Source organism: Butyrivibrio sp. LB2008, assembly GCF_000621565.1.
Taxonomy (GTDB): Bacteria; Bacillota; Clostridia; order Lachnospirales; family Lachnospiraceae; genus Butyrivibrio.
Genome location: NZ_KK211306.1, coordinates 299,862 through 326,649 on the forward strand (window position 1 = coordinate 299,862; position 26,788 = coordinate 326,649).

Here is a 26,788-nt window from a genome sequence, read left to right on the forward strand (position 1 = left end):
GTACTCCAACCCCATCATCAATCTCCAACCAGCCTTAGCCAATCGCTAAAATCAACAGTCTTTTGCAAAATCCTCATAAGAAGAATATAATTCGAACACTGCCAACGTTTTTGATTCTGTCGCTCTTTCTGTACTCCAGTAAACAACAGAGATATCACAATTTTTATAGTTCAAACATAAATAATCATCATCAGTAAAAGCAAATGGAACAAAATCATATCCAAACAAATCGCACTGTTCTTTGTAAGCTTCCATTACTTCATCCGGCGAAAGAACGATAAACTTGCTCAGTTCGCCATCCACCATGATACTCAGTTCTTTTTTTATTTCGATTATTTTCTTTATCTCTTCCGGAATACTAATATTCAAAGCTTTTTCAATATCATATTTCATATCAACCCCAATTTGTAAAAGCCTACAACTTGTTTTCGCAATACTTTTCAAGCAATTTCAGCATACTATCTGTATCCATCATCCCTTTATCATCTACAAAATTAGTTCTTTCGAAGTTTTTTCTTTTATACTCAATACAAACCCTGCAATTACGTATATCTGCATAAGTAATATATTTTCTGCAAATTCCTTTATCCCATATTTCCCAATCCGGAAGAAAGCCCTCTGTAAAATACAAATATACCCCTTCTGTTGAAAAATCTTCTTGATTCACTTCCCACCAAAGAGGTGTGTGTTCAAGCTTAGAATCATATTCAACGTAATAATGAACCTCAAAAATATCGCACAGTTCTTCTTGAGTAATATTCTTATAGAAAATATCACCGTCTTCTTCAAACCCAAAAACTGCTTTGCTTTTTATACCGGTTAATAAGATCTGCTCTTTAGAATTTAATACACAAGAATAGTAATTATCCTTATATTTTGCTACCATTTTCCTTTTCCTTATTACAACATTTTATCTCTCACATATATTTTTTCTTTATATGTATTTTATAACATCATCTTTTCCATCGATAGATGTCATTGCATTCACACAATATATATCTTGTTATATATTATAAAAGGAGTTTTATTCTATGAAGACAGCTAAAATTTTAAAAAATGGAAAAAGGAGAATCTTTAAGCGTTCGAGCAAAGCACTCATCTATCTGCATGAACCGATGAGTTCTATTGATGTGAAGACATATACGGACCTTATGTATATGCAAGGCTATAAAAACATTCAAATTCTAAGCACAGACACAACCATTGCAGGAATGACACCCGAAGAAGCCATCCGAAATGCAGAAGAGTCACTCGGAAAACTGGACTGTGCTATAGAAATCACAAAAGACAAGCCTCTTTAATATCCCCTCTATGCTTATGAGACATTCAAAATATACTGTAAACGCTGGGGATTCAATCAATCAGAGAGTATTAAATTGACACGGTATATATCTTGGTATATATTATTTATAGAAGGAGGATTATTCTATGATGACAGCAAAAGTTTTTGAAAACGGAAGAAGTCAAGCTGTAAGGTTGCCCAAAGATTGCCGCTTCTCTTCTGACGAAGTAATGATAAATAAAATTGGTGATATTGTTCTACTTCTTCCTTTAGATAATAAATGGGATTCTTTTATGCATGCAATAGACATGTTTTCAGATGATTTCATGTCAGACGGAAGATCCGACACTCTACAGGAGCGTGAAGAATTATGAGGTATATGCTCGACACCAATATCTGTATTTATATAATAAAGCACAAACCCGAGAAAGTTTTTAAAGAGCTTCAAAAGCACGATCCTTCCGAAGTTTGCATTTCATCAGTTACCTATGCAGAGCTTATTCATGGTGTAGAAAAAAGCGCCGCTATAGAAAAAAACAGACTGGCGCTCGCTTTATTACTTGCAAACATTGAAATAATGAATTTTGACGTAAACGCAGCAAACTGTTACGGAAAAATCAGAGCCAGCCTTGAAAAAAAAGGCACTCCAATAGGTCCGCTTGATATGATGATTGCAGGTCACGCACAATCACTTAGCTATACCGTTGTAACAAACAACGTAAAGGAATTCTCAAGAGTAACCAATCTCGATATCGTCAATTGGGCAGAATAGATATTATGCCATACTAGTAACATTCTTTTTGATTATACTTCAAGCGGCCAAACTTCGCCCTTTTCAAGCCCGTTCTCTATAAGCCACTCATCTTCAGCCGTGACATATCTCACCTCACCAGCCTCGTTCTCAAGCGTCACCGAGACTTTCGGCTTTTGCCCCGGCTGAAGTTCCTCGCAGCCGTAATCTCCGTCAAAAATCTGTTTTATTATCCACATGATCAATCCAATCTCTTTCTAAAAAATCTATCCATTGTGCTATGTCCGACTTCCTTAGGGCGCTCAATCTCTGTATAGCCGCACTTCTCATAGATATGGATTGCAGCCTTAAGATTACTGTGTGTTTCAAGATACGACCATTTGTAACCTGCTTCACGCATTTTTTCTTCGGCAAGTGCCATCATCTCATATCCAAGGCCGTTACCTTTTGCAGAATCATCAAGATAGAGTTTCTGAAGCTCTGCCGTATCTTCCATCGGAGCAAACACCGAGAATCCCACACCACCCAAGACATTGTCGGAATCATCTACCACAACAAAATATCTGCTACTCTTTGTTCCGTACAGATCGCTGAAATGATCCAGACCTTCATCAAAGTACGCTGTCCCCGGTATATCCAGGTCAAAGTTCTTAAGGCTTTTTCTTATAAGCAAAGCTATATCTTTATTATCTTTTGCTTTTATCTCGCGGTAATTAAACATTTTTTCACCCAAAATCATGTAAAAAGCTAATTAGTAAGTCCTTCTGCTTCAGTCTTCCCCGACAAGATGCACTACCACGGGCTCATGTCCGACTTTCGGAAGAAATTTATTGAATATATCCTCCGTCTTTATCTTAAGGCTCGATGTGCAAACGCAGGGATGGCATCCGATATATTCGCCTTTCTTTACATCCTCATCGACAAGCAGCTGTACGGCATGTTCCTTATCATTCATAAGTCCCATTATACTCACCGCTCCGGGCTCGATATCAAGGAATTTGAGCATGTCATCTGCGTCCGCAAAAGAAAGTCTTGCAGAATTGATCTGCGCCGAAAGCTCTTTTGTCTTGAACTTCTTATCTCCAGGCATCATCAACAGATAATACTGAGTTTTCTGTCTGTTACAAAGAAAAAGATTCTTACATATCAGAACTTCAAGCACCTTATCGATCTCGTTGCATGCCTCCATCGTATTTGCCGGCTCGTGATCCGTCCTCTTATATTCAATTCCGAGCTCATCCAAAAAGTCATATGTACGAACTTCTCTCAGAAGTCTTCCGTCTGTATTTTCAGGTCTTCCGCTAAATAGTTCCATTTTGTCTTTTTCCTTTCTGATGTTTTTTATTATTATGTCGCCGTTATACAAAACGAGTGCTGCTTTTTTAGCTTTTTCGATATTGTTGTACAATTCGCTATTGATTCAGCGAACTGCATTATTCTCATGATCAAAATATATTTCAGCATAAACGATATTTAAGTCATTGTCTATTAGGGGAATAGATCTTCGTTAATATAAGATCTCTGTATATCTGCTTCACATGAGAAATACTGTGTTCACAGCTTTTTGGGCACCATATAGATTCCTCATACTCTGTCTATGCGGTGCTACTTGATAATTTTGCACCGTACAGTCTCCTGATACTCTGTCTGTGCGGTGCCACTTGATATTTTTGCACCGTACAGCCTCCTCATACTCTGCCTATGCGGTGCTACTTGATATTTTTGCACCGTACAGCCTCCTCATACTCTGCCTATGCGGTGCCACTTGCCAATTTCACACCGTACAGGCTCCTCATACACTGCCTATGCGGTGCCGCTTGCCATTTTCACACCGTACAGCCTCCTCACACTCTATCTGTGCCGTGCTGCTTGATAATTTTGCACCGTACAGGCTCCTCATACTCTGCCTATGCGGTGCCACTTGCCAATTTCACACCGTACAGACTCCTCATACTCTGCCTATGCGGTGCTGCTTGCCATTTTAGCACCGTACAGGTTCCTCACACTCTATCTATACGGTGCTGCTTGCTTGTTTTTGCCCCACTACAAAGCAATATCTCCTGCCAGAACAAAGAAACACACGCAATTCTTTGCAAAGCTGTGCATACAAATTTCACCTCACTCAATTCATATAATACTAAGAACAGCCGAAGCCCCCCGCGGGCCCCGGCTGTTATCTTTATATTATTTGGAATAATTTGTATTCCAAATAAAAGCATTTAACTAATTCATCTGACAAGCATAATCATCTTAAGATTCTTTATTCATCTGTCATAAGCTTCTATTCGCTAAAGCCTTCCATTCGCAAAAGGCTTCTATACTGCACCTGACTCATACTTCTTACTTAACGATCATACCTGTCTCTCTGTCGGCAAATACTGCTACCATTACAAGGAAAACGATACCCATGATGAGCTGCTGTGTCTTGGGCTCGATGCCGAGCATTACAAGTCCCGCTGTGAGGATCTTGTATGTCATTGCGCCAAGGATGATGTTGTAGAACTTAACCTTAGCACCGCCGTTAACGGGCATTCCGCCAAGAACAAGTGCGATCATTATCTGTGTCTCAAGCTGATCGCCGGCTGTTGCTGTAACAGATCCAACCTTGATACTGTTGATAAATGCTGCGAGTCCTGTTATCATTCCTGCTGCCGCATATACAAGCATCTTGGTCTTCTCAACTCTTATACCTGCAAATCTTGCAGCAGTCTCACCTGCGCCGATAGCTTTCAATCTGTTTCCAAGACCTGTGTACTGGAATACAACAAATGCTATTAAAAGGATTACTATCGTAAATGTCAGGTTAAATCCAAGTGTATTGTATGAAGTAATATTTGTAGCACCGTTTACAGGTTTTTTGGTCGTAGCATACTTAACGATACCTCTTATAAGGTACATGTTACATATAGTAACGATGAAGGATGTGATCTTGCGCTTTACGTTAAAGAATCCGTTTACAAGACCGATAAATCCACCCGTAAGTACCCCACACAAAATCGCAAGAACTATATTATATCTGGACAAAAAACATACCACTACCGAACAGATACCCAGCATAGAGCCCTGGGAGAAATCCAGTCCGCCCATTGTCATTATCATAAATACGCCGACACATGAGATCAAAAGTACATATGACTGTGACAAAAGAAGTTTAAGATTTCCTGTAGTATAAAGCCTGCCTCCCGTAAGTACAGCAAATAAAACCACAATAAATATGAATCCCGAAAAAGGTATTATGTTTCGTACGATTGGCCGCTCCATGAAAGGTGCTTTCATTTTTTTCAAATTTTCCATAATCGGCCTCCCTTATACCATGTTTGCAATAAGATCTGTATCTTTCAGATCTTCTGAACGTTTAAATTCACCGTTCCGGCGACCGTCTTTCATAATAATGATGCGGTCTGCCATACCAAGCAGCTCTGAAATCTCCTCAGAGATCATGATGATCGACTTACCGTTCTTTCTCATTGTATCCATCATCTGATAGATATCTGCCTTAACCTTTACGTCGATACCACGTGTAGGTGAATCAAGTATGATAATATCGGAGTCTTTGCCGATCCATCTTGCAAGAACAACCTTCTGCTTGTTACCACCAGACAGTGCCGACATGAACTGATGCACGCCTTCCATCTTGGTACTCATCTGCTTAGCAAACTTTTCTGCAAAATCCTTCTGATCCTTTGCATGTAATATATGATTTCTCTTGATCTCTTCAAGTGAAGGAAGACAAATATTATCCTGAATAGTGTCATTTATAACAAGAGATTCATTGTCTCTGTCCTTGGATGCATATGCAATACTGTGCTTGATTGCTGTAGTTATATCATTTATCTGAGTTCCGTCAGCAAGTGTCACACTTCCGGACCTTTCATAAGATGCACCGAAAAGAGCTTTTCCAACTTCATGCATTCCACACTCAGAAAGACCACCTATACCGATAATCTCACCTTTATGAAGTTCTATACTAAAATCCTCAATCTCATCAGGCACTGAGAGGTGTTCACCTTTTAATACAACCTCATCCGATACCTTTTCGTTGTAGTCCGTACGATAGTAGTTATTACTCATCTCACGGCCTACCATAAGTCTCTTAAGATCGTCTGTATTAACATCCGCGCTCTTAACCGTATCAATATAAACACCGTCTCGAAGAACGCTTATGTTGTCGGACTGTTCTATTACTTCATCAAGATCGTGCGAGATAAAGATAACGCATCTTCCGTCATCACGTGTCTGCTTCATAACCTTGAAAAGTTCGATTCTTCCTTTTTCACCCAGAGCCGTTGTAGTCTCATCAACAACAAGAATCTGTGGTTTAAAATGTGTCGCCTTAACGATCTCTATAAGCTTTCTGTCCTCAAAATTGTAATTATCGATAAGGTCAGTCGCTTTGATATAGTTAAATCCGTATGAATCAAGAAGTTCCTGTGCCTTCCTGTTCATGGCGCTTGTGTTCTTTACGCCAAATTTTGTAAATTCATCTTCTTTTCCGAGAAAAATATTCTCAGCAACGGTAAGGCCTGACAATGTTCCGATTTCCTGTACGATAACCGCAACGCCCTGATAATTTCCGTCTACCTGATTTTTGGCATTAACCTCTTTCCCGTTTAATGTAAAAGTACCGGAATCCTTATGATAAATTCCTGTAAGACAGGATGTAAATGTTGATTTACCGGAACCATTCTCGCCGATCAGTGCATGGATCTCTCCTTTGAAGAAATCAAGAGTGACATGATCTACGGCATGTGTAACACCAAAGTTTTTGTCGATCTGCTCGGCATGTAATAATACTTCGCTCATGTCTGCCCCCTTTACTTAACAACTGCACCCTTAACGGGCTTAACGGTCATAGTTACTATTGCAAGAAGAACAACGCCGGTTACGATGTTCTGAACTGTTGTAGGTGCTCCGAGAGCAACGAATCCCTGGAACAACAACTGAATGATAAATTCGCCGATCACAATGGCTACTACCGGATGTCCATACTTTTTAAATGCAAGTCCGAAGAACGTTCCCATAAGAGGTGGGAAGTTACGGCTCATAGAAGCAAGATTGGATTCACTTGTCATGGAGGTTCCGTATGAAATTGTCAGGATTGCCTCAACTCCTACAAAAAATCCGCAGAGCACAAATGCTACAATCTTGTATTTATCTATATTCACACCCATGTTCTTTGCAACGACTTCATTGGATCCGATCGCATAGGTATAAGTTCCGATCTTGGTATACTTAAGGATAAATCCGCATAACATAAATGCCGCAAGTGCCAAGATAAGGTTCCATGGATAATCACCGAAAGCTCTGTAAGCTGAAGAAAGTATTACATTTTTCTCATTGGTAGCAAAAATGGAAAGAGCTTCATACACAAGAGATAATCCTGCAGTAACGATAAGTGACGAAATTCTAAGTTTAATATATACAAATCCGTTAAGGAGACCTATAAGCACGCCGCTGATCAGCGGAGCAACGATAAGTCCCACATATCCGAGTTGCTCACTCACTTTTACGGCAATCACCGATGAAAGAACGATGTTTGCGCCCACACTCATATCAAACGGTCCCATTACACAGATAAAATAGAGTCCACAACCTCCGACCGCATAGATAAGTGCTGTTTTTAAATATGTCTGTAATCTGTTAAAATCACCGAATGTCTGAGGTGCAAGTATCTTAAAGATTCCCCAAAAGACAAACGCGATAAAGACTAAAAGTAAAAGCCCGAATATCTGACTCTCTTTAAATTTTTGAAACTTACTCATATAATCCTCCCGCAAGAGTTGTTGGATTAAATACTGTTCTTTTTGATATATGCCGTATTTCCCAGACTTCGGAAAATACGGCATATCCTAGTTTTCCCTTTATACTGTAATTCTTTTATAAGCGTATATAATCATTAGTCATTAGTTGCTGTGACGAGAAATAACATCGTCGATTGAAAGATTTGAAGCAGCCTTGCTGAGGTCTTCGAAGCTGTAGCTTGCCATCTCAACCATCTCTTCTTCTGTGTAAGGATCGTCATTTACGAAATACTTCTCGTAGTTTGCGTAATCATCAGGTGATGATACATAGAGGTAAGGGAAGAGGATCTCGTAACCGAATGTTCCTTCTTCTTTTACATAGTTGCCCTTAACTGCATTAAGTACAAGGAAGAATGCGAACAGAGGATCGCAGAAGTGTCCGCCTGACTCTGCAAACATACCGCCTGACTTGAGCTGATCAGCAAGGTCATCAAGGAAGTCTGTTGATACAACATCGATCTTTCCTGTGAGACCTTCGTTAGCATATGCACCGATAGAACCTACAAGAGGATCTCCGCCGCCACCTGCTACGATAAGAGCATCCATTCCGGGATTTGAATTGTAAAGTGACAAAGCTGCCGAAGCGCCTTCTTCTGAAGAAGTATTAGCATATACGGGCTCTGTAAGAGTTGCCTGATCGTTAGGATTAGCTGCGTTCCACTCTTCAATTGCTCTCTGGTATCCCTTCCATCTAAGCTGGAATGTAGCATCACCAACTGTCCATGCCTCAAGACCGATTTTTCTGTCACCTTTCTTAAGAAGGAGATTTACAAGTGTATATCCGTTTGTTTCCTCATCTTCATGAACTGCACCAACATAATACTTTGAATTGCAAGCTGTCTGATAAACTTCAGGGCTGTTCTCCTTTGAAATGATACGGAAGAACTGTGCGATGTAAACGCCCTGCTCTGTACATGTATTGATCGCAGATGTCATCTCTGAATCAGCTGAGTTACAAATGATGATTCCCTTACATCCTGCTGCACAAAGCTGCTCAACCGATGCTGTAACCTGCTCTGAAACGTGTCCCTGGTCAACGTACTGTACTTCTACTCCGTTAGCCTTTGCAGCTTTATCAACGATCTTCTTACACTGGCTTCCGAGAACGTCGGTAGAACTCCAGATGGATACACCAATCTTGATATTTCCGTCAGCAGCTGCTGCTCCTCCTGCCGAACTGCCATCTGCAGGTGCTGCCCCCGATGCAGCTCCCGCTCCGCATCCAACCAACATAGATGCTGTCATTGTTCCCGCAAGAAGTAACGCACCCAACCTTTTAAATTTCTTTTTCATAGATTTACCTCCTTTTTGAAGATTAAAAATGAATATATCAATCGGTTCGCGCCTCCACGAATCCGATCTGGAACCAAATTACTTTTTGAGCCCTTTGACTTCGAAAGTCTTGCTCTTCTCATCTCCGAACACAACGCCTGCGGACTCCGCCGCCATCTCGTCGTATGTAACAGAAACAACCACTTCATCCCCGTTTGAAAGATCTTTATTCTTGTCTATGCTTACCGAAATGGATGAAACAGCATTTATATATTTGGTGAGTTCCGTAAGATCTCCGAATTCATCAAGAGCTTCTATCTTCTCTTTTCCTCCGACCATCTCTGTTTCCATTCCGTCATAATCCACATTCACAAATGCCGTTCCTTCTCCGTTCTTGCCGTCGAAGTCAACCGTCACATAATCAAGAATATTTGTGATCCCGTCGGTTGTATCTATCTGTGTTTTTTTATCCGCACCGCAACCGGTCAATGCGATAACTATGCTCATTCCTACCGCCGCAAGTGCTGTAACTCTATTTCCTCTAAACACCGATTATCCCCTCCCGAAAGATTTTTATTCATTACTTTTTTAAACAAATAAAAAAGCTTTGCAACTCGAAAATGAAATAATATTTCCTGTTTACAAAGCTATTCTATCAATTTAATTTTTATTTCATTAGCACAATTTAGAAAATCTAACTATCACTTTTTTGAAAAAGTGCCAAATCCCGCTTAAATGCTTGCTTTAGCACAAAATATACAACAAATACATATACGAATCCAATACACGCTGTAGCAAATTGTGTAACAGAAAACATCATCTGAAACGTCTTCATTTTGCCTCTGAGCGGACTGCCCTCAGGAATAAACGTGGGTAATAGCCACATCGAAATTGTAACTCCCATGAATACGCTTTTTGCCAAAGCACAAAAAACTGCTCTTACCACATAAGTAACCTTGATCTCGCTTGATTTTGACTTCACAAACGGCTTCTTGAAAAAAACTTGCACTGAAACAGCAAGCACTATATTTCCCAGCATTATGAATACGATTACAGCCGGAACAGCCGTCATAACGGGACTTGCAGCGATTATATAAGCCGTCACCGGAGTTATAATGCTCAAAATAATCCCACATGGTAAATTGACCATCAGCACTGCCAGTAATATGCACAGATTCACAATAGGTCCTGTTATAAGCACGTGAATGTTCTTAAACACCTGGCTCACGATACAGATTGCCAAAAGAACCGCTGTTATCGTAATCTGTTTTGTTCCGAACTTACTACTTTCGTCTCTCCTCATACGTATCTTCTCCTCACTATTCAATATGATTTTTTCTGTATTCACTGGGGCTTATTCCCTCGAGCCTTCTAAATACCCTGCTAAAATAGTTATAATCATCATATCCGACTTCAAACGAGATTGCTTCAAGCTTATTCTTCTCATCCTCCATCAGCTTTTTTGCCCTGTCCATACGGCATCTCGTAATATAAGTCGTAATGGTCTCATTGTATTTCTGCGAAAACTTGCGCGAGAGATAACTGGGTTCCACAAAAAACTGTTCCGCAAGGCCCGACAGTGACAGGTGCTCCATATAATGATTTTCAATATAATCCCTTACATTCTCAACCTGACTGCTTATAGAAGTATTCTCACCTGCAGACTCTCCCTCCGCTATGCAAAGTGCAAGTTCCATATTGCTGATGATTATGTCCTTATTAAGAGATCTAAGCCCGTAATTTATCGCATCCTGCACTTCTTCATAAGCGAGATTGTCACTGTTTTTGTCAAAATCTGCTATAGTATTGAGCGCTCCCGTAGTAAACTGCGTAACTTCAAAAAGACTCCACTTCTGGCTTGAGCATTTCTTTAATCCCGCAGTGTCCATTATTATCGTCTTAGCTCGCTCAATGTCTCCTTTGCCCAGGCTTTCGACAAGGAGCGATTCTATTCGATTTGTATACCTGTCATTAAACGCAGACACTTTCCTGCTTCCCGTACATACAACAGTGCTGTGCACACGTCCGAACGGCCTGGTCACGAGGTTTGCGATCATTTCCCTGTAAACCGACGCAATGTCATCAAGAGATGTTGCTTTATCATGTATCACGATAGTTATCGGTCCCTGCTGTTCTATCGGAAAAGCTTCCAGGATTCTGTCCGCAATAAAATGAAGTCTCGTCGGTGTCGCATTAAGCTCTATCACGAATTCATTTACCTTATCGGTATAGTTAAAAACGATCGTCCTTTCATTTCCAACGATCTCACGCAGCTTTTCTTTTAAACTGTAGGACATCCTCAGTACATCTTTGTCATAGCTCTGCTTAAGGATCTCAACATCATGAAACTTCACAAGTATCGTTGACATCTCGGAAAAGACCTTTGTGCTTGGCACATGGAATTCTTTTCCCGGTCTGAAAAGCTTGCCGTTAAGAAGCGATGAAAATTCATCATCCTCAAGAAAAGAAGAAACATAATTCTCCCGTAGGCGACTGTCCTCTTTTACCGCTTTCTCCGCTTCTCTTTCTTCAAGCGTCTTAAGTGCCTTTCTAAGCGAGTCAACAAGTTGTTCCCTGCTCACAGGCTTAAGGAGATAGTCGATACCGCCTGACATAAATACGCCTTTTACCTTTTTAAAATCGTCATATCCACTGACAGCAAGCGTTATAATGTCGGGATATTCATCTTTTATCCTGTTAAGAAGCTCAAGACCGCTCAAAAACGGCATGTTGATATCTGTGATCAAAATATCCGGCTTCTCTTTCGGTATCCTCTCAAGCACTTCTTCCCCATCGCATGCAGGCTCAAGAAATTCAATGGAATAATCTTCCCACGGTAACATACATCTTATATTCTCACGGCTCCAAAGCTCATCGTCCGCCGCCAATACCCTATATTTTGCCTTCACTCATTCCCTCCTGCTACATAATACACAATCTCTGAAATACTCTTTCTTCATTCATTCTCAATATCCACAAGTTTCACAATAGGCAAAATTATAATTGCCCTCGTTCCCGTATCATGATCACTCTCATAATGTATACCGTATGTATTTCCGTAAACATTCTTTATACGGGCATTTACATTCATTATACCTATGGACCGCCCCATCTCAATACGGCTGATATCCGCCTTTTCAAGCTGTTCATTCATTTCATCGGCATCCATCCCCGCGCCGTTATCTTCTATCGTGATAAAAAGCCTTCCGTCATTATGCTTTGCCGTTATGATAAGCTCTTTGTCTTTTCTCCTGGTCATCCTAAGACCGTGCTGCAACGCATTCTCAACAATCGGCTGCAGCGTTATTCTCGGAATGCTGTCCTGCAATGTATCCGAATCAATATGATAAGTGTATTTCACGGAATTTCCGTTTCGAACATCCATAACATACAGATAATTGCGAACGTGCGCCATCTCCTGCTGCAATGTCGACTGTGTATCGGAAATATCAAGACTGTACCTGAATATAGCCGACAGTGACTGACAGATTCCACTTACAAGCATACAATCCTGCGATGCCGCTATCCCGCTCATCGTATCAAGCGTATTATAAAGGAAGTGCGGATTGATCTGCGCCTGAAGCACTTTGTACTGCGTGCGCTCCATAAGCACTTTGGCCTCATACTCTTCCTCGACCATCTTCTGGATCCGGTCAAGCATCTCGTTGAACTCTTCGCCCATGACCTTGAGCTCGTCGCTCCATCCGTCTGTCTTAACTCTCAGCTCCTTATCACCGTTTTTGATCTTGATCATCGTACTGCTCAGCGCTTCCACCGGCCTGTATATAAATCCCGAAATAAACGTTCCAAGGAAAAGCATAAGCAATATTATAATTCCCGCTATCACCAAAAGAGTCCGCACAAGCGCACTCTGCGTCTCAAGAAGCAGTGACTGCGGCGTCAACATAACGATATGAAGGTTATACTTCCTCAAAGCTATGCTGTTTAGATAAAACGAGCCGTACTCGTCTTCAAATTCGGGGAATTTACTGTAAGTGGTCGCAATCTTTTGTGTGAGATCGGAAAAAATCCTGCTTTCTTCCTTAGTGATATTGCCAACCTGCGCAATAGCCAGATCCCCCATCGGTTGCAGCCACACATACACATCTCTTGAAGAAATATATTTGCTCATAAGATCGGAAATATTCAGTGCATTGAAATCGCAGACAAGATAGCCATACTGCACACGCTTATCATCATATGTGTGAAGTTTAAGACAAAACCGCAGAATATCACTGTTCGCAACTTCATTATGATACCCCGAGATCATGACCGCATAGTCATCAGATTCCAGATATCTTCGAAGATGCGATTCGTTTACATACTGCTCCTCATTGTAAAGATCGTACGGATAAGCATACGGTTGCTTTCTCCAAGAGCTTATAAGATTATCATCATTATTGTAAATGTACATGGCAAGAAGCTGGTCGGCAGAATCAAAGCGCGCCTCAGAAAGGTGCCACGCCGTCCAGTAATAATTCAGAAGCTCTCCTTGTGCAGAATGCTCCCTTCCCATGGCTGAGATCATTTCAGTTTCTGTATAGATGGTCTGCATCTTAACAATCAGTCCGTGAATATACGAATTGAGCTCGTTTTCTATTCGCTGAAGCGTCTCATCGTTATTCAAAAGACTCTCTCGTCTGATCTGCTGTCTGGATGTCACTTCAAATGCAACCGTCTGCGCGATGACTGCAAAAAGTGTGCATCCTATGACCATACCGAGAATTGCACGACGCATTGTCCATTTGATCTTTCTCATACCCCGTCCTTATTCCCCAATAAGGATAAAATACCCTATAATTTCTTGCTTAAACTAATGCTCCGAACAGTAAAACATGTTCGGAGCATATGCCCTACACTAATACCATAAAAGAAATAATCAACTGTATTTTGCTTCATCAAGCGATTCCTGCGAAATAAGTGCCTTGTGCAGCATTACTATTTCGCCCTTCCTGTGCTCTTTTACCTCATAAAGAGCATTATCCGCAGCATACATGTAATCCCATAATTTGTTTGTAGACACAGGAACAGAATTGCATATTCCCTGTGAAATGGTCACAAGCTTCCCCTTCTCAGATGAAGGAGCTTCAAGATTGTGATCTTTTATCCCCTGTCTGATGTTCGAAGCATACCCCATAACTTCTTCATCAGTCATATCTTCATATATTATAACAAATTCGTCTCCACCGTATCTGAACGGATGGATTCTGTTGTTACCCTTGCAGTTTTCAACAATTACCTCTGCAATAGTCTTAAGACAGATATCTCCGGCCTGATGTCCAAATGTATCATTGTACTGCTTGAAATTATCCACATCGAGAATTTCGACCGCAAGTGACTTCTGATTCTTATAAGCTTCATCAAAAGCCTTATCCGCATATTCATTAAGACCGTATCTGTTTCCAAGTCCCGTAAGCGAGTCAGTCTCCGCCTTCTTAAGAAGAGCCATATTCTCACGTTCCATATCACTTAACTTGGTTCTTATATCAGTAAAGAACTTATAGTTCGCAATACCCTCTTTTTCCTGAATCATGGAGAACTTGTAAAACTCTTCATAAGCCTTATTCTTCTTCTCATCATCATTAAGAAGGGTATATAATTCACATTTGATCTTTGCATACTGCTTTCTCAAATATGCAATGTTGATGTCATTTATGGTTCTCTCAACATTCTTAACTATATCCGCAACTTCATCAACCCTGCCTATCTTCATAAGAAAACGACAAGCTCCGTAAATATCATCAATGTTATCCACAGAGAAAAATTCAGTCTGGATTGTCTTTAAGAGCATATCCGAATATTTCTCATATTCTTCCATGTTTCCGAGGACGTAATTTCCTCTCATCCTGACATCAAGAACCAGGATATCATGAAAGTACTCACTCTTAACTCTGGGATCTGCCTCAAGTCTCTTAATGGCAAGAAGACAATTCTTTACAGAGGCAAGCTTATCCAAAAGCAGATAACATTCCGCTTCATTACAATAACATAAAAGAATATTCAGATAATACAGACTATCTTCTTTATCTCTTCTGATATGCTTATAACCCGACTGTATATATGAAAGCGCAGTCTTGATCTCACCAACCGTATAATAGATAAGTCCGATATTACACTCAATAAATCCGACAGCGGTATTCTTATCCTGTTCATTGCAATCCCTGATTCCCGTCATAAAGAAATCCAATGCAAGTTCGACATTACCATGATTAAGAGCATCTATTCCCAAGAGATTGTAACATCTTATTATGTGCTCTTTGTCCCCACACATCTGTAAATACTCAATTGCTTTCAAAAGATTCTCATTGAACTTGCTATACTCCGTGCTGATCTTATAATAAGCATCCGCAAGATAGTAATACGCATATCCAAGAAGATTAATATCATCAACCTCCTTGGCCTTTGTCAGCAACTTATCACAAACCGCAACCAAATCCTCGGACATATTCGTCCTAGCGGTCATCACTTCCAGATTTAATGTTTGAACTTCACTATCATAGTTTTGAATATTCATGAACCTGCCCTGCCGAAACAATAGGTCAAACCTATTAAATGAAAACAGCATAATAACGCTATTTTGAATTTTTCTTAATTTTACATCATACTTTTCAGTACCGCAAGAAAAATGAATGCACCTGACACAAGTGACAGGTAAAAAATATAGTTTACATATACCTTTTGACCTATTCGGTCATAAGAATACTTTTACACTTTTTTACGCTCGGATTTGTCATTCCATTTAACCCCCACCGTTTAGCGGTTTCTGATAATTCATTTTTGATTAATCCCCCATTTCCACAGAGTTATCCACATGACATTAACGTCATTTGATTATGACTTTTGTATGATTTTTCGGGCATTATACGAAATTGTATGTAATACTCACACAATTCAGTATAATGTCAGGTTTACATAAATCATTATTTTATAAGTTTATGTAACCTAAGTGCTTCACTTTTTACCACCTTAACGTCAGAATCACCACTTTTTAATCGCTAAATCGGCTCCAGAACTGAGATAATACATTTCTGACCGAAGTAGTCAAAACAGTCTCCGTTTTTATCCACTCTCTTGGAAAAAGCGCTCTATATCCGGCTTGCGTGAATCTGTCATCGAGAAGAGCCACTACTCCCTTATCTTCCTCGGTTCTTATAACTCTTCCGGCTGCCTGAAGAACTTTGTTCATTCCGGGATATCTATACGCATAATCAAATCCGTCAACGCCGCGTTCCTCGAAATAGTTCCGCAGTATCTCACGTTCATTGCACACAAGCGGTATTCCCGTTCCGACAACTATAACCCCTATAAGGCTGTCATTCTTAAGATCTATCCCCTCACTGAATATTCCGCCCATGACACAAAAGCCGAGAATATTCCTGTCTTCCTCGACTTCTATGTCCATGTGGATAAATTCCGATAAATCCACATTGTTTCCTTCCGAGAATCTGTCAAGAAACGACTCTCTGGCTTCCTCAGTCATAAAGCTCTTTTGCACAAGAAGTTCCGTCGTTGCCGGATTACAGAATTCTCTTTCATAAATGTCATAAACTTCGTCCAAAAAGCTGTGAGACGGAAAGAATATGAGATAATTGCCCCCTCTCGCCTCAATAATATTGTGGATATATGAAGCGATATTGTAATACTGCTCACTGCTTCGCTTCGAGTACCTGCTTGTCACATCCCTTCCTATGAAGATTCCAAGCCTGCCGGGATCAAATACAGATCTGGCGTATATTTCAAAATCCTCATCCGTTCCGCCCAGGAGCTTCTTGTAATACTGAATAGGCAACAGTGTCGCGGAAAAAAGAATCGACGAGCGCCCTCTTCCCATGCATTCAGCAAGATTTACAGACGGATCAACACATGACAATCTCAGAATAAAGCTGCCATCCTCCGAAAATTCACTGTAGATGACATAGTGATCGTCGACCTTGTCATATATAGTAAGGAATCTTGAAATATCGAAATAGAACAGTAAAAGTTCTTCTCTGCAAGGCCCTGTCATATGCTCTTCAAGATACTCGGAAAGTATCCCCGAAAGCCTGTTTAACGCATTTATAAACTTATCTATGCCGTCGACCACGGTACATCCGTCGCAATTTCTTTTAAGCTCCAAAAGCTCTTTGTTACACTTATCAAGATGCCCTGCAATCCTTGGATGAAACTCTTTTATCGTGCTCTTTAGCTCCAAAAAGCTCTCTTTTCTGAGAGCCGCGCTGTACATATCCCTCCCTCTGTCCAAGAGATTGTGCGTCTCATCAATCAGGAATACATAATCAGACTTAACACCGTCTGCAAAGAATCTTCTGAGATAGACAAACGGATCGAAGACATAGTTGTAGTCGCATATAACCCCATCCGCCCACAGACTCATGTCAAGTGACATCTCAAACGGGCAGACCTTGTGCTTTTCCGCATACTTTACTATTTTTTCCCTGTCAAAAGAATCCTCATTTGTCAAAAGATCGTATATTGCATCATTTATCCTGTCATAATGCCCGTTAGCATACGGACAAGCCTCGGGATTACACTCTCTTTTATCTTCATCCAAAAAGCAGATCTTATCCCGTGCCGTTATAGTCACAGTCTTAAACTTAAGAGCCTGCGTTTTTCTCAAGGTATTGTAGGCATCTTCAGCAACGGTTCTTGTTATCGTCTTTGCCGTAAGATAAAAGATTTTGGAAGTTTTCCCCTCTCCCATTGCCTTAACAGTGGGAAATACCGTCGTAATTGTCTTACCTGTTCCCGTAGGGGCCTCCAAAAAGAGCTTTTTCCCATGTATAATAGTCCTGTAAACGCCCGCAGCAAGGTCCTTTTGCCCCTCTCTGTATGGAAAAGGAAACTGCACGGCTTTTATGGACTTTGTTCTGATCTCATCCCATTCATATTCAAAATCAGACCATTTCAAATAATTTTTAATAAGTTTTTCAAACCAGGCTGTTATTTCTTCAGATGAGTACTTGAAATCAAAATACTTCATTTCTTCGGTATCCATATTGCAGTAACTCATTCTGACTTTGATTCCGGGACAGTTCTTTTGCCCCAGATAGATCGCGGCGTAACACTTCGCCTGCGCCAGATGGACTTCAACCGGCTCTTTCATCTTCTTGAGGTCTCTGTAGGTTCCCTTTATCTCATCGATAAGAGGAAGCTCTTTGCCACTCTCAAAAAGCGATTCCTGAGCGTCATATGAAGTCGCGTTAAAAAATTTATCCAGAATACCGTCCGCGCGTCCCTCGATCACAAGATCGTACCTGCCTGTATTATATGTAAACTTAAGCGGCACCTCAGCGTGATAGTCAGGTCCCATGCTCTTTTGGATCATTCGGTGTATCCTGCTGCCTTCCTGCATCGCATCCGCGCTTACCTGATGTATTCTGTTGTCTATACTTCCGCTTCTTAGTACAAATTCGACCAGTCTGCGGACTGAAATCTCAATTGAATAGTTTTCCATATATAGTAAAACTCCCCATGGCATATTTTATACCATGGAGAGCTTTACTACCACAATGAACAATTATTTTTCTTATTCGAAAGGTATTACTAAAAACCTCTCTCGATAAGTATACTGAATCGTCCAAAATTAATCAAATGATGAACGTTTCATTCAATTAGCTGGCAATTGCCAATGTCTGTAAAAAATTCTCAAACTCGCTGTTATATCCGCGATACTCTACCGTAAGAGTCTTTGTAAGATCAAGTCCGAATACTCCGAGAATCGACTTAGCATCCACAACATATCTGTTATAATATATATCTACATCGAAGTCACACTTAGTTGCGGCATTGACGAAGTCTTGTACTTGATTCGGTCTGAGCATAATGTTCTTCTTGTTACATCCAAACATCAAATGTTACTTCCTTTCATTGCACTACTTAAATTTAACTCATAAAAATATACATACATTGTTGAAAAAAGTAAATAGTAATTTGTTAAAAAACTGTGAAAAAGTTGCGAAATTCTTGTGTTCGAAATTTTATTTTTACCCCTTTTTAGTATTCAAAAAGTGCGCTAATCCCCCGAAAACATTGACAAAACACACTACTGATAGTTTAATTGATATAAAATCACAACTTAATATCGCTACATTTTTTCAATGTAGTAAGGAGGATAAAATAATGAATCTTTTTCTGGAAGAAATCTCATCTGAAGATGGCATGGTATACGGCCTGACCACAATAGGGCATGTAGGACTGGTAGTACTTATCATAATCACACTTGCGATCATGAGTTTCTTCGTCAACAAGGACGGTAAAGGAAAGCTCAGTATAAAGCAGATCACTGTATCCGGTCTTTGTCTTGCTCTTGCATTCGTTCTTTCACACTGCAAATTGCCGGATCTCCCTTTTGGAGGATCGATCACTATTCTCAGTATGTTTTTTGTTACATATATAGGTTATGTATACGGTCCCAGAGTCAGTATGGCTGCTGCTTTTGCTTACGGTTTTTTACAGCTTACCGATAATCCTAAGATATACAGTGTTCCGCAGCTTATCTGCGATTACATCCTTGCGTTTGCAGCTTTGGGACTCAGCGGTTTCTTCTATAATAAAAAGTATGGAATGATAAAAGGATATATCGCCGGCGTTTTGGGCAGATATTTCTTCGCAGTATTGTCAGGAGTAATATTCTTTGCACAATATACGCCCGCAGGTAAGACTCCGCTCGGATACAGCCTCGGTTACAATGCAACATACATCGTCCCCGAAGCTGTTATGACACTGGTTTTCCTAAGTATTCCGGCGGTTAGATACACTCTTAAAAGAATCAAGATGGAAGCAAATGAAAAAGATATCAGAAAAGCCGTGCAGCTCGGATAACTCATTCCACAATAAAATCGCTGTACTGTAAAATGTCAGCCCTTTGGAGCATCGCTCTTATGCGAATTCCGGAGGGCTCATATTTTGTCTCTTTTACAACGCCTCTGTTTTCAAGGATATTTACAACGCCACCCTCGGTATAAGGCAAAAGAAGCTCACATTCCAGCTCTCCTTCACTCAATTTTCTCTCTATTGCTGCGATAAGTTCATCTAATGAGGCATCATCCTTAGCACAGATATAGATTCTGTCGCCCGAAGCTTTTGGAACCTCCATAACAAGGCGTCCGTTCTCCTCCTGTTCTCTCTGAACAAGATCGGACTTATTAAATACATATATTATAGGAATATCCCCTGCACCAATCTCAGCGAGAGTCTTCTCGGTTATTTCCATATGAAATCTGTATTCCGGATCCGAAAAGTCAATTACTTCAAGCAAAACATCGGCATACTTAGCTTCTTCAAGCGTTGACCGAAATGCTTTGACAAGTGCATGCGGAAGTTCACTTATAAATCCAACTGTATCTGTAAGCAAAAAAGGTCTTCTTCCGGATGGAGTTATCTTCCTGACAGTAGTGTCAAGTGTCGCAAACAGCATATCTTTCTCAAGAACACTTTTGTCATCAGCGCTCTCCGAGCCGTATAGGCGAAGCAGATTGTTCATAACCGTTGATTTACCTGCATTTGTATAACCGACAAGCGAGACACGTGCAATATTTGATCTTAGTCTTCTGTTCCTCTGAGTCGTTCTTTCTTTTTCAAGATTTTTCAGTTCATTTGAAAGCTCACTTATTCTATGCTCAATACGTCTTCTGTCAAGCTCAAGCTGCTTCTCACCGGATCCCTTATTGGAAAGTCTTCCGCTACCGCCGCCCTGTCTTGAAAGAGTCTTGCCCATTCCGACAAGCCTCGGGAGCATGTACTGAAGCTGCGCCGACTCAACCTGGAGTCTTGCTTCCCTTGTTCCCGCTCTCTTTGCAAAGATCTGCAAGATAAGTCCCGTCCTGTCGATAACTTCCGTATCAAGTATCTTCTCGAGGTTTCTTACCTGCATCGGGGAAAGAGAATCATTGAAAATTATTATGCTTGCATCAAGCACATCAAGCGCCGCCGCAATCTCCTGTACTTTGCCGCTTCCAATATATGTGCCTTTATCAGGAGCACTAAGCGACTGCGTCACCGTCGATGCGACCTCGATGTCTATAGCCTTTGTCAGCTCCTTAAGCTCATCCATCGAGCGCTCAAACTCATCATCACTCCTGCCCGTGTTGAGTCCGACGAGGATAGCTCTTACGGTATCTATTTTTTGGGTGTTTTCGTATAATTCATTTTTCATTTTTTCTTGTTCCTTGTTGTGCACTGTTTTGTGTTAATTCTATATTTCCTTACGGTTGTGTGTTGTTGCTATGTTTTCCTGCTGTTGCGCCCTTTTTGTTGTTTCTGACTTTTGCACCGTATGATTTAATTCTGGCTATTCTGTGCGGTGCAATTCTTGGTTTTCGCACCGCACGGTTGCATTTCTGCTATCCTATACGGTACTGGTATTGGTTTTTGCACCGTACGGTTCCATTTCTGCTATTCTGTAAGGTGCTGGTCTTGGTTTTCGCACCGTACGGTTCCATTTCTACTATTCTGTAAGGTGCTATTCTTGGTTTTCGCACCGCAAAAATTCGTTTCAATTATTATGTACGGTACGGTTCTTGTTTTCTGCACCGTACATTATCATTCCATCCATTATGTACGGTATCATTTTTGTTTTTCTCACCGCACAGTTATCTTCTGGTAATTCTGTACGGTACTCTTACACCACACTCTCTGCAAATTCATAATTTCGCTACTACAAACTCGCCGTTTGCAAAGCCTGATGTTTTTCCTGTAACCGCAAATCCCTTATTCTTCATCACTTTCAAAAGAGTGATCATAAAGAATCCATGTGTAACCACTGCACAATCTTCGCCCTTCAAAATCAGTCCATCTACAAACTTCTCTGCTCTGATTATAGTCTCTTTTCGGCTTTCTTTCTGTCTTTTACTGTTAAACAGCCATTGCAAACGGCTTGAAGTATTCCAAAACACCAATGGCAGTCTTAACTTCGTGCTTACACTCGCGGAAATAGGGACTTCGTCTATAAGATCTGTAGCGATATAATCACAATCTCCGAACATTGCCCTTGCCGTCTCCAGTGTTCTGGGCAAAGAACTCACATAATATGCCATATAATTTCCTTGCGGAACGTGATATTTCGCAGAAATTATAGGAGCATGATTGTACGCCTCAAAATCTTGATTAACTTCTTCTGAATTGCCCCATTTTCTTATATTATAATCAACTGCTCCATGCCTGATTATCACAACATTCAAAGTCTGTTTCCTCGTAACTTATCTGCAACAATGACTAGTTCTGTTTCCATATGATACCGAATACTTCGCTACATGCCTTATATTCTTCATTATAGTCGCATCAACAATCTACACAAAGCTCTCACACTTCCCTGACGAGCAAAATCTCAATCTCTTCAGTTCCTTCAACAAACTGCTTCTCACCGCTTTCGATAAAGCCGTAAGCTTTGTAGAAGTCTATGGCATCTATATTCTTCTCAAGTACCCAAAGCCTGTCTACGCTAAATTCTTTAATCGCAAATTTTAGCAAAGCAGAGCCAACGCCCTGTCCCCAGAAGAAATAATCCACATAGAGTTCGACAACCTCACTGCCCTCAACGTGGATGAGTCCTTTAACTATTCCGTCGTCGTAAACCCCAATATTATCTAATATTCTTATCGGCCGGATGTCAGAATCATTGCTTTCGCAACACTCCATATACTGCTTAGCCACAGTCAGCACTTGTAGTTCACCAAAAGAAAACTCATCATTGTGGAAAATATCTCTGTACTTCATTCTTTTCACAAATACGAGTATCTCCGCTATTCTTGATATATCTTGTTCCTTTGCTTTTCTTATCACACCATTCACTCAACTATCTCCTGATTCCGTAGTTCGACGTCTTCCTTATATTCTATAGAACACAGGCTAATCTTTCACGTATATATAAGCTTCCTCAGCGCCGGACCTGAATCCTCGCAAGGAAGAGCCGTAAAGCCCTGTTTTTCATAGAATCCCTCTTTTCCCTTGGCGGCGATAAGCTGAATGCTGAGCCTTGCGCCATCGGGTGCAGATTCTTCAATCATGGAAACAAGCTTATTTATTATGCCTGATCCGATATTTTGTCCCTGATATTCAGGTCTTACGGCCACATCAACTATGGTCATGTACATGCCATCTCCTACGACGCTTCCCATACCTACGGCTTTTTCGCCATCTTTGGCGATTACGAAATAATCTCTTTTAGCCAAAGCTTTTTCTGCCTGCTCCTTGCAGAAGTTCTCCCAGCCGACTGAAGTTCTGAGCTCATAGTACGTTTCAATGTCCGGTTTTTCTTCGTAGAATCTGATTTCCATAGCTGTCCTCTTTTCTTAGTATTGTTCCGAAATCAACATTTCTAACTATTATATGTAATAAATAACATACTCTCAATAAACTTTTTCAATTTACCTACATGCAATGATAATCATTTTTTTCTTGCAATATGAAGGAAAAAGCGATTTAATTAACTGTGAGACATTTTTTCATAGGGAAGCTCTTTCTATGAAAAAGGAAACTATATAAGAAAGTGGAAAAGATTATGGAAAACCTTAAAATTCCTAAGAACTACAAATCTGCTCTTGATCTCCACGATACACAGGTAGGTATCAAGACTGTAAAAGATTTCTTTCAAGGTATGCTCTCCAACAGGCTTAATCTTCAGAGAGTAACCGCACCCCTTTTTGTAACACCCGAATCAGGACTTAACGATAACCTCAATGGTGTTGAGCGTCCTGTTTCTTTTGATATTCTCAATGAAAACGAGCGCCCTGCTGAGATTGTACACTCTCTCGCAAAATGGAAAAGATATGCGCTCAAGAAATACGGATTTAATGTCGGAGAAGGTCTTTATACCGATATGAATGCTGTTCGCCGCGACGAAGTGCCCGACAACATCCATTCTATCTTTGTTGACCAGTGGGACTGGGAAAAGGTTATAAATAAAGAAGACCGCAACATGGATTTCCTTAAGGCAACGGTAAAAGACGTATATAAAGTACTCAGAAAAACCGAGAAATTCATGTCTATCCAGTACGATTATATCGAGGAAATCCTTCCTGAGGATATTTTCTTTATCACAACTCAGGAACTTGAAGACATGTTCCCCGAGTACTCTCCCAAGGAGCGTGAATACTACATTGCAAAAGCTAAGGGCGCTGTATGTATCATGCAGATTGGTGATCTCCTTGCTTCAGGCGAAAAGCACGACGGCAGAGCTCCCGACTATGATGATTGGGCACTCAATGCCGATATTATCGTATACTTCCCTGTTCTTGACATCGCACTTGAGTTATCAAGTATGGGAATCCGCGTAGATGAGAACTCACTTAAGACTCAGCTTGAAAAAGCAGGATGTACAGAAAGAGCCGAGCTTCCTTTCCAGAAGGCAATCCTTAACAAGGAACTTCCTTACACAATCGGAGGCGGAATCGGTCAGTCAAGAATCTGCATGTTCTTCTTAAGAAAGGCTCACATCGGTGAAGTACAGTGTTCAATCTGGCCCGATGAAATGACTGAAGAAGCTAAGAAGAACGGAATTCAGCTTCTCTGATTAATTTGAATTTCAAATAAAATACAAGGTTGCGAAGATTATTTCGCAGCCTTTTTTCATTGACAATCCCCCCTAAAAGACTTACCCTTTATCATGTCATTAAGATAGGGAGAAATATGGACTTGTTTTCATTATCAAAAAATAAAATGCAAAAAACAAAAAAATTATCACCGGCGCATACCATCCCGATAAGCTTTCTTATAACAATACTTGTCGGAGCTTTGCTTTTAATGCTGCCCTTTTCGTCAGCAAACGGTAAATTCACTGATTTTTTGACATCGTTGTTTACAGCAACCACTTCAGTCTGTGTTACGGGACTTGTTGTCGTTGATACTTACGCACATTGGAGCTTTTTTGGCCAGTTGATCATTCTGATCCTCGTGCAGATGGGCGGACTTGGAATGATTGCCATTGCCGCAACAATAATGCTCATAACACACAAAAAGTTTTCGCTCGGTGACAGAATGCTTCTCCAGGACTCTTTTAACCTGAGTTCGGGTACTAAGCTGCTCAAGTTCCTTACCCGAGTGTTAAAGGGAACCTTTATAGTAGAAGGCCTCGGCGCTATGATGTATTCATTCGTTTTCATCCCGCAGTTTGGCTTTGCAAAAGGCCTGTGGATCTCGATTTTCAACTCTGTATCCGCATTCTGCAACGCGGGAATGGACGTTATCGGCCAGGGAAGCCTTGCCAATTACAGGAATGATCCGATTGTTATGGCAACTACCATGATCCTTATAATCATGGGCGGTCTGGGATTTGTAGTATGGTTCGATATTCTTCATTCGGTAAAAGAGGGCGTGATCAAGCGCTTCTCTCCCATCACTATGGTAAAAAGATTTTCCGAGCACTGTAAGCTTGTTCTCAGCTTCACGCTTATACTGATATTTGGCGGCATGCTTATTTTTCTTTTGACCGAATATAACAATCCCGGAACCATAGGAAACATGAGCTTTGGAGAGAAACTGACCAACTGCCTGTTCCAGTCAATAACCTTAAGAACAGCCGGATTTACCACTATTCCACAGGAGAACCTCACAGTGGCATCCTGTCTTGTCTCATATTTATTCATGTTTATAGGCGGATCACCAATCGGAACGGCCGGCGGTGTCAAAACGGTCACATTATTCCTACTCTTTATGAATGTCCGCTCATATGTAAGGAACGAGAACCAGAATGTTATCTTTAACAAGCGTGTTTCCATAGACTCGATGAGAAAGGCCGCAGCTGTCGTTTATGTCAGCATTTTTGCCACTCTTACACTTGCGGTACTTCTGTCGATATTTAATCCCGTTCCGATGGAGGACGCGTTATTTGAAGTTGTAAGCGCCTGCGGAACCGTTGGTTTGTCGAGAAACCTCACAGCGGCGCTCAATCCTATGGGACGGATCATCATAATAATAGCAATGTTTCTTGGAAGAACAGGTCCCATATCAATGGTGGCTTTCTTTTCCGGAAATGAATCAAATAAAAACAGTATCAACTACTCCGAGGGAATTTTCTACGTCGGATAAACGGAGGTATATAAGTGAAAAAATCAATAGCAGTCTTAGGACTTGGAAAATACGGACGCAGCGTGGCAAAAAGCCTTTATGCTATCGGTGAAGATGTCCTTGTTGCGGACAAAAACGAAAGATGTATAAGAGATATTTCATCCAAGGTAACTTCCGCTGTTTGTGCGAACCTTGAGAATGAAGATGAGGTCATGGCTCTCGGACTTCAGAACATGGACATCGTAATAACAGCGATGGGCGGTAACATCGCCGCAAGCATAATGGCAGTATCTATCGCCAAAGAAAAAGGGGTTCCGCTCGTAATCGCAAAATCCTCTTCTTCCCGCATGGCCACAATACTTCAAAGAGTCGGCGCCGACAAGATAATCGATCCCGAGAAAGAAGGCGGTGTGCGTTCAGCAAGAATCCTCGCTTCTCAGGCAATCCACGACTACTACGAGCTAGACGACAATCTCTGCATGGTTGAGTTACAGCCAAAGAGCACCTGGATCGGCAAGAGCCTCATAGAACTCGATCTTCGTAAAAAACACAACATGAACGTCGCAGCGATCAAAGAAAAAGGCGGCGAATGGAAATATATCAATCCTTCTCACAAACTCAACGAGAACAATCTTCTCATGGTCATTTTGGAGAAGAAGGATATTGAGAAGTGGAAATAAA

General features: G+C 40.8%; 27 protein-coding genes. 7 read left to right on the forward strand and 20 right to left on the reverse strand.

Annotation, left to right across the window (positions count from 1 at the left end; translation table 11 throughout):
* Positions 1-51: 51 nt before the first annotated feature.
* Together T356_RS0113945 and T356_RS0113950 are read right to left on the reverse strand one after the other, a co-directional pair.
* Positions 52-393 (reverse strand): SMI1/KNR4 family protein, encoded by a 342-nt coding sequence (locus T356_RS0113945; RefSeq protein ID WP_026515009.1) that lies wholly within the window; start codon positions 391-393, stop codon positions 52-54.
* A gap of 22 nt (positions 394-415) precedes the next feature.
* A complete protein-coding gene (locus T356_RS0113950) occupies positions 416-886 on the reverse strand; it encodes a hypothetical protein (protein WP_026515010.1) in 471 nt (156 codons plus the stop codon).
* A 145-nt stretch (positions 887-1,031) separates the two neighbouring features.
* Between T356_RS0113950 and T356_RS0113955 the strand changes: the two genes are divergently transcribed.
* The 3 genes from T356_RS0113955 to vapC all read left to right on the forward strand — a co-directional run bounded on the left by T356_RS0113955 (position 1,032) and on the right by vapC (position 2,054).
* Complete coding sequence (locus tag T356_RS0113955) at positions 1,032-1,301, forward strand: hypothetical protein (RefSeq protein WP_026515011.1); 270 nt, start codon at positions 1,032-1,034, stop codon at positions 1,299-1,301.
* Between the two features lie 127 nt (positions 1,302-1,428).
* A complete protein-coding gene (gene vapB, locus T356_RS0113960; RefSeq protein ID WP_026515012.1) occupies positions 1,429-1,656 on the forward strand; it encodes a type II toxin-antitoxin system antitoxin VapB in 228 nt (75 codons plus the stop codon).
* Entirely contained in the window at positions 1,653-2,054 is a 402-nt protein-coding gene (gene vapC / locus T356_RS0113965) for a type II toxin-antitoxin system tRNA(fMet)-specific endonuclease VapC (RefSeq protein WP_026515013.1), read from the forward strand. Before vapB ends, vapC begins: the two co-directional genes overlap by 4 nt.
* 32 nt (positions 2,055-2,086) lie before the next feature.
* On the opposite strand, the gene T356_RS0113970 is transcribed toward vapC, so the two are convergent.
* From T356_RS0113970 to T356_RS0114040, 14 genes are all read right to left on the reverse strand, one after another.
* Positions 2,087-2,272 carry a hypothetical protein gene (locus T356_RS0113970; protein ID WP_026515014.1) on the reverse strand — a complete coding sequence of 62 codons (186 nt, stop codon included), beginning with the start codon at positions 2,270-2,272 and terminating at the stop codon, positions 2,087-2,089.
* A gap of 2 nt (positions 2,273-2,274) precedes the next feature.
* Complete coding sequence (locus T356_RS0113975; protein ID WP_026515015.1) at positions 2,275-2,754, reverse strand: GNAT family N-acetyltransferase; 480 nt, start codon at positions 2,752-2,754, stop codon at positions 2,275-2,277.
* Between the two features lie 48 nt (positions 2,755-2,802).
* Complete coding sequence (locus tag T356_RS0113980; protein WP_026515016.1) at positions 2,803-3,348, reverse strand: prolyl-tRNA synthetase associated domain-containing protein; 546 nt, start codon at positions 3,346-3,348, stop codon at positions 2,803-2,805.
* Between the two features lie 1,025 nt (positions 3,349-4,373).
* A complete protein-coding gene (locus T356_RS0113990) occupies positions 4,374-5,327 on the reverse strand; it encodes an ABC transporter permease (RefSeq protein ID WP_026515017.1) in 954 nt (317 codons plus the stop codon).
* A gap of 12 nt (positions 5,328-5,339) precedes the next feature.
* On the reverse strand, positions 5,340-6,836 hold the full coding sequence (locus tag T356_RS0113995; protein ID WP_026515018.1) for a sugar ABC transporter ATP-binding protein: 1,497 nt from the start codon (positions 6,834-6,836) through the stop codon (positions 5,340-5,342).
* Between the two features lie 11 nt (positions 6,837-6,847).
* Positions 6,848-7,795 carry an ABC transporter permease gene (locus T356_RS0114000; RefSeq protein WP_026515019.1) on the reverse strand — a complete coding sequence of 316 codons (948 nt, stop codon included), beginning with the start codon at positions 7,793-7,795 and terminating at the stop codon, positions 6,848-6,850.
* Between the two features lie 141 nt (positions 7,796-7,936).
* Complete coding sequence (locus T356_RS0114005) at positions 7,937-9,127, reverse strand: sugar ABC transporter substrate-binding protein (RefSeq protein WP_026515020.1); 1,191 nt, start codon at positions 9,125-9,127, stop codon at positions 7,937-7,939.
* A 78-nt stretch (positions 9,128-9,205) separates the two neighbouring features.
* Positions 9,206-9,655 carry a hypothetical protein gene (locus tag T356_RS0114010; RefSeq protein WP_026515021.1) on the reverse strand — a complete coding sequence of 150 codons (450 nt, stop codon included), beginning with the start codon at positions 9,653-9,655 and terminating at the stop codon, positions 9,206-9,208.
* A 145-nt stretch (positions 9,656-9,800) separates the two neighbouring features.
* A complete protein-coding gene (locus T356_RS0114015; RefSeq protein ID WP_026515022.1) occupies positions 9,801-10,409 on the reverse strand; it encodes an ECF transporter S component in 609 nt (202 codons plus the stop codon).
* A 16-nt stretch (positions 10,410-10,425) separates the two neighbouring features.
* Positions 10,426-12,015 carry a response regulator transcription factor gene (locus T356_RS0114020; RefSeq protein WP_026515023.1) on the reverse strand — a complete coding sequence of 530 codons (1,590 nt, stop codon included), beginning with the start codon at positions 12,013-12,015 and terminating at the stop codon, positions 10,426-10,428.
* 47 nt (positions 12,016-12,062) lie between these two features.
* Positions 12,063-13,865 carry a cache domain-containing sensor histidine kinase gene (locus tag T356_RS0114025; protein ID WP_026515024.1) on the reverse strand — a complete coding sequence of 601 codons (1,803 nt, stop codon included), beginning with the start codon at positions 13,863-13,865 and terminating at the stop codon, positions 12,063-12,065.
* 120 nt (positions 13,866-13,985) lie between these two features.
* The gene (locus tag T356_RS0114030; RefSeq protein WP_197020922.1) at positions 13,986-15,620 is read right to left on the reverse strand and encodes a GGDEF domain-containing protein; all 1,635 of its coding nucleotides are present in this window, start codon (positions 15,618-15,620) and stop codon (positions 13,986-13,988) included.
* 474 nt (positions 15,621-16,094) lie between these two features.
* Positions 16,095-18,560 (reverse strand): ATP-dependent DNA helicase, encoded by a 2,466-nt coding sequence (locus T356_RS0114035; RefSeq protein ID WP_026515026.1) that lies wholly within the window; start codon positions 18,558-18,560, stop codon positions 16,095-16,097.
* 157 nt (positions 18,561-18,717) lie between these two features.
* Complete coding sequence (locus T356_RS0114040) at positions 18,718-18,954, reverse strand: HPr family phosphocarrier protein (RefSeq protein WP_026515027.1); 237 nt, start codon at positions 18,952-18,954, stop codon at positions 18,718-18,720.
* A gap of 271 nt (positions 18,955-19,225) precedes the next feature.
* Here T356_RS0114040 and T356_RS19570 point away from each other — a divergent pair, with 271 nt between their 5' ends.
* A complete protein-coding gene (locus T356_RS19570; RefSeq protein ID WP_035781182.1) occupies positions 19,226-19,927 on the forward strand; it encodes an energy-coupled thiamine transporter ThiT in 702 nt (233 codons plus the stop codon).
* Between the two features lies 1 nt (position 19,928).
* On the opposite strand, the gene hflX is transcribed toward T356_RS19570, so the two are convergent.
* From hflX to T356_RS0114065, 4 genes are all read right to left on the reverse strand, one after another.
* A complete protein-coding gene (gene hflX / locus T356_RS0114050; RefSeq protein ID WP_035781185.1) occupies positions 19,929-21,260 on the reverse strand; it encodes a GTPase HflX in 1,332 nt (443 codons plus the stop codon).
* Positions 21,261-21,747: 487 nt separating this feature from the next.
* Positions 21,748-22,275 carry a histidine phosphatase family protein gene (locus tag T356_RS0114055; protein ID WP_242846623.1) on the reverse strand — a complete coding sequence of 176 codons (528 nt, stop codon included), beginning with the start codon at positions 22,273-22,275 and terminating at the stop codon, positions 21,748-21,750.
* Positions 22,276-22,405: 130 nt separating this feature from the next.
* Complete coding sequence (locus T356_RS0114060; RefSeq protein ID WP_035781187.1) at positions 22,406-22,894, reverse strand: GNAT family N-acetyltransferase; 489 nt, start codon at positions 22,892-22,894, stop codon at positions 22,406-22,408.
* Between the two features lie 65 nt (positions 22,895-22,959).
* A complete protein-coding gene (locus T356_RS0114065) occupies positions 22,960-23,379 on the reverse strand; it encodes a GNAT family N-acetyltransferase (protein ID WP_035781190.1) in 420 nt (139 codons plus the stop codon).
* A gap of 224 nt (positions 23,380-23,603) precedes the next feature.
* Between T356_RS0114065 and asnA the strand changes: the two genes are divergently transcribed.
* The 3 genes from asnA (at position 23,604) to T356_RS0114080 (ending at position 26,787) form a co-directional block, all read left to right on the forward strand.
* Positions 23,604-24,614: an aspartate--ammonia ligase gene (gene asnA, locus T356_RS0114070; RefSeq protein WP_026515032.1), complete on the forward strand. Its 1,011-nt coding sequence runs from the start codon at positions 23,604-23,606 to the stop codon at positions 24,612-24,614.
* Positions 24,615-24,760: 146 nt separating this feature from the next.
* Positions 24,761-26,128 carry a TrkH family potassium uptake protein gene (locus T356_RS0114075; RefSeq protein WP_026515033.1) on the forward strand — a complete coding sequence of 456 codons (1,368 nt, stop codon included), beginning with the start codon at positions 24,761-24,763 and terminating at the stop codon, positions 26,126-26,128.
* A gap of 14 nt (positions 26,129-26,142) precedes the next feature.
* Positions 26,143-26,787 carry a potassium channel family protein gene (locus T356_RS0114080; RefSeq protein ID WP_026515034.1) on the forward strand — a complete coding sequence of 215 codons (645 nt, stop codon included), beginning with the start codon at positions 26,143-26,145 and terminating at the stop codon, positions 26,785-26,787.
* Position 26,788: the final 1 nt, after the last annotated feature.

Bases quoted from the DNA above. Each gene is read 5' to 3' on its own strand.
- T356_RS0113945 (WP_026515009.1), bottom strand. From the start codon at position 393: ATGAAATATGATATTGAAAAAGCTTTGAATATTAGTATTCCGGAAGAG.
- T356_RS0113950 (WP_026515010.1), bottom strand. From the start codon at position 886: ATGGTAGCAAAATATAAGGATAATTACTATTCTTGTGTATTAAATTCT.
- T356_RS0113955 (WP_026515011.1), top strand. From the start codon at position 1,032: ATGAAGACAGCTAAAATTTTAAAAAATGGAAAAAGGAGAATCTTTAAG.
- vapB (WP_026515012.1), top strand. From the start codon at position 1,429: ATGATGACAGCAAAAGTTTTTGAAAACGGAAGAAGTCAAGCTGTAAGG.
- vapC (WP_026515013.1), top strand. From the start codon at position 1,653: ATGAGGTATATGCTCGACACCAATATCTGTATTTATATAATAAAGCAC.
- T356_RS0113970 (WP_026515014.1), bottom strand. From the start codon at position 2,272: ATGTGGATAATAAAACAGATTTTTGACGGAGATTACGGCTGCGAGGAA.
- T356_RS0113975 (WP_026515015.1), bottom strand. From the start codon at position 2,754: ATGTTTAATTACCGCGAGATAAAAGCAAAAGATAATAAAGATATAGCT.
- T356_RS0113980 (WP_026515016.1), bottom strand. From the start codon at position 3,348: ATGGAACTATTTAGCGGAAGACCTGAAAATACAGACGGAAGACTTCTG.
- T356_RS0113990 (WP_026515017.1), bottom strand. From the start codon at position 5,327: ATGGAAAATTTGAAAAAAATGAAAGCACCTTTCATGGAGCGGCCAATC.
- T356_RS0113995 (WP_026515018.1), bottom strand. From the start codon at position 6,836: ATGAGCGAAGTATTATTACATGCCGAGCAGATCGACAAAAACTTTGGT.
- T356_RS0114000 (WP_026515019.1), bottom strand. From the start codon at position 7,795: ATGAGTAAGTTTCAAAAATTTAAAGAGAGTCAGATATTCGGGCTTTTA.
- T356_RS0114005 (WP_026515020.1), bottom strand. From the start codon at position 9,127: ATGAAAAAGAAATTTAAAAGGTTGGGTGCGTTACTTCTTGCGGGAACA.
- T356_RS0114015 (WP_026515022.1), bottom strand. From the start codon at position 10,409: ATGAGGAGAGACGAAAGTAGTAAGTTCGGAACAAAACAGATTACGATA.
- T356_RS0114025 (WP_026515024.1), bottom strand. From the start codon at position 13,865: ATGAGAAAGATCAAATGGACAATGCGTCGTGCAATTCTCGGTATGGTC.
- T356_RS0114030 (WP_197020922.1), bottom strand. From the start codon at position 15,620: ATGAATATTCAAAACTATGATAGTGAAGTTCAAACATTAAATCTGGAA.
- T356_RS0114035 (WP_026515026.1), bottom strand. From the start codon at position 18,560: ATGGAAAACTATTCAATTGAGATTTCAGTCCGCAGACTGGTCGAATTT.
- T356_RS0114040 (WP_026515027.1), bottom strand. From the start codon at position 18,954: ATGTTTGGATGTAACAAGAAGAACATTATGCTCAGACCGAATCAAGTA.
- T356_RS19570 (WP_035781182.1), top strand. From the start codon at position 19,226: ATGAATCTTTTTCTGGAAGAAATCTCATCTGAAGATGGCATGGTATAC.
- hflX (WP_035781185.1), bottom strand. From the start codon at position 21,260: ATGAAAAATGAATTATACGAAAACACCCAAAAAATAGATACCGTAAGA.
- T356_RS0114065 (WP_035781190.1), bottom strand. From the start codon at position 23,379: ATGGAAATCAGATTCTACGAAGAAAAACCGGACATTGAAACGTACTAT.
- asnA (WP_026515032.1), top strand. From the start codon at position 23,604: ATGGAAAACCTTAAAATTCCTAAGAACTACAAATCTGCTCTTGATCTC.
- T356_RS0114075 (WP_026515033.1), top strand. From the start codon at position 24,761: ATGCAAAAAACAAAAAAATTATCACCGGCGCATACCATCCCGATAAGC.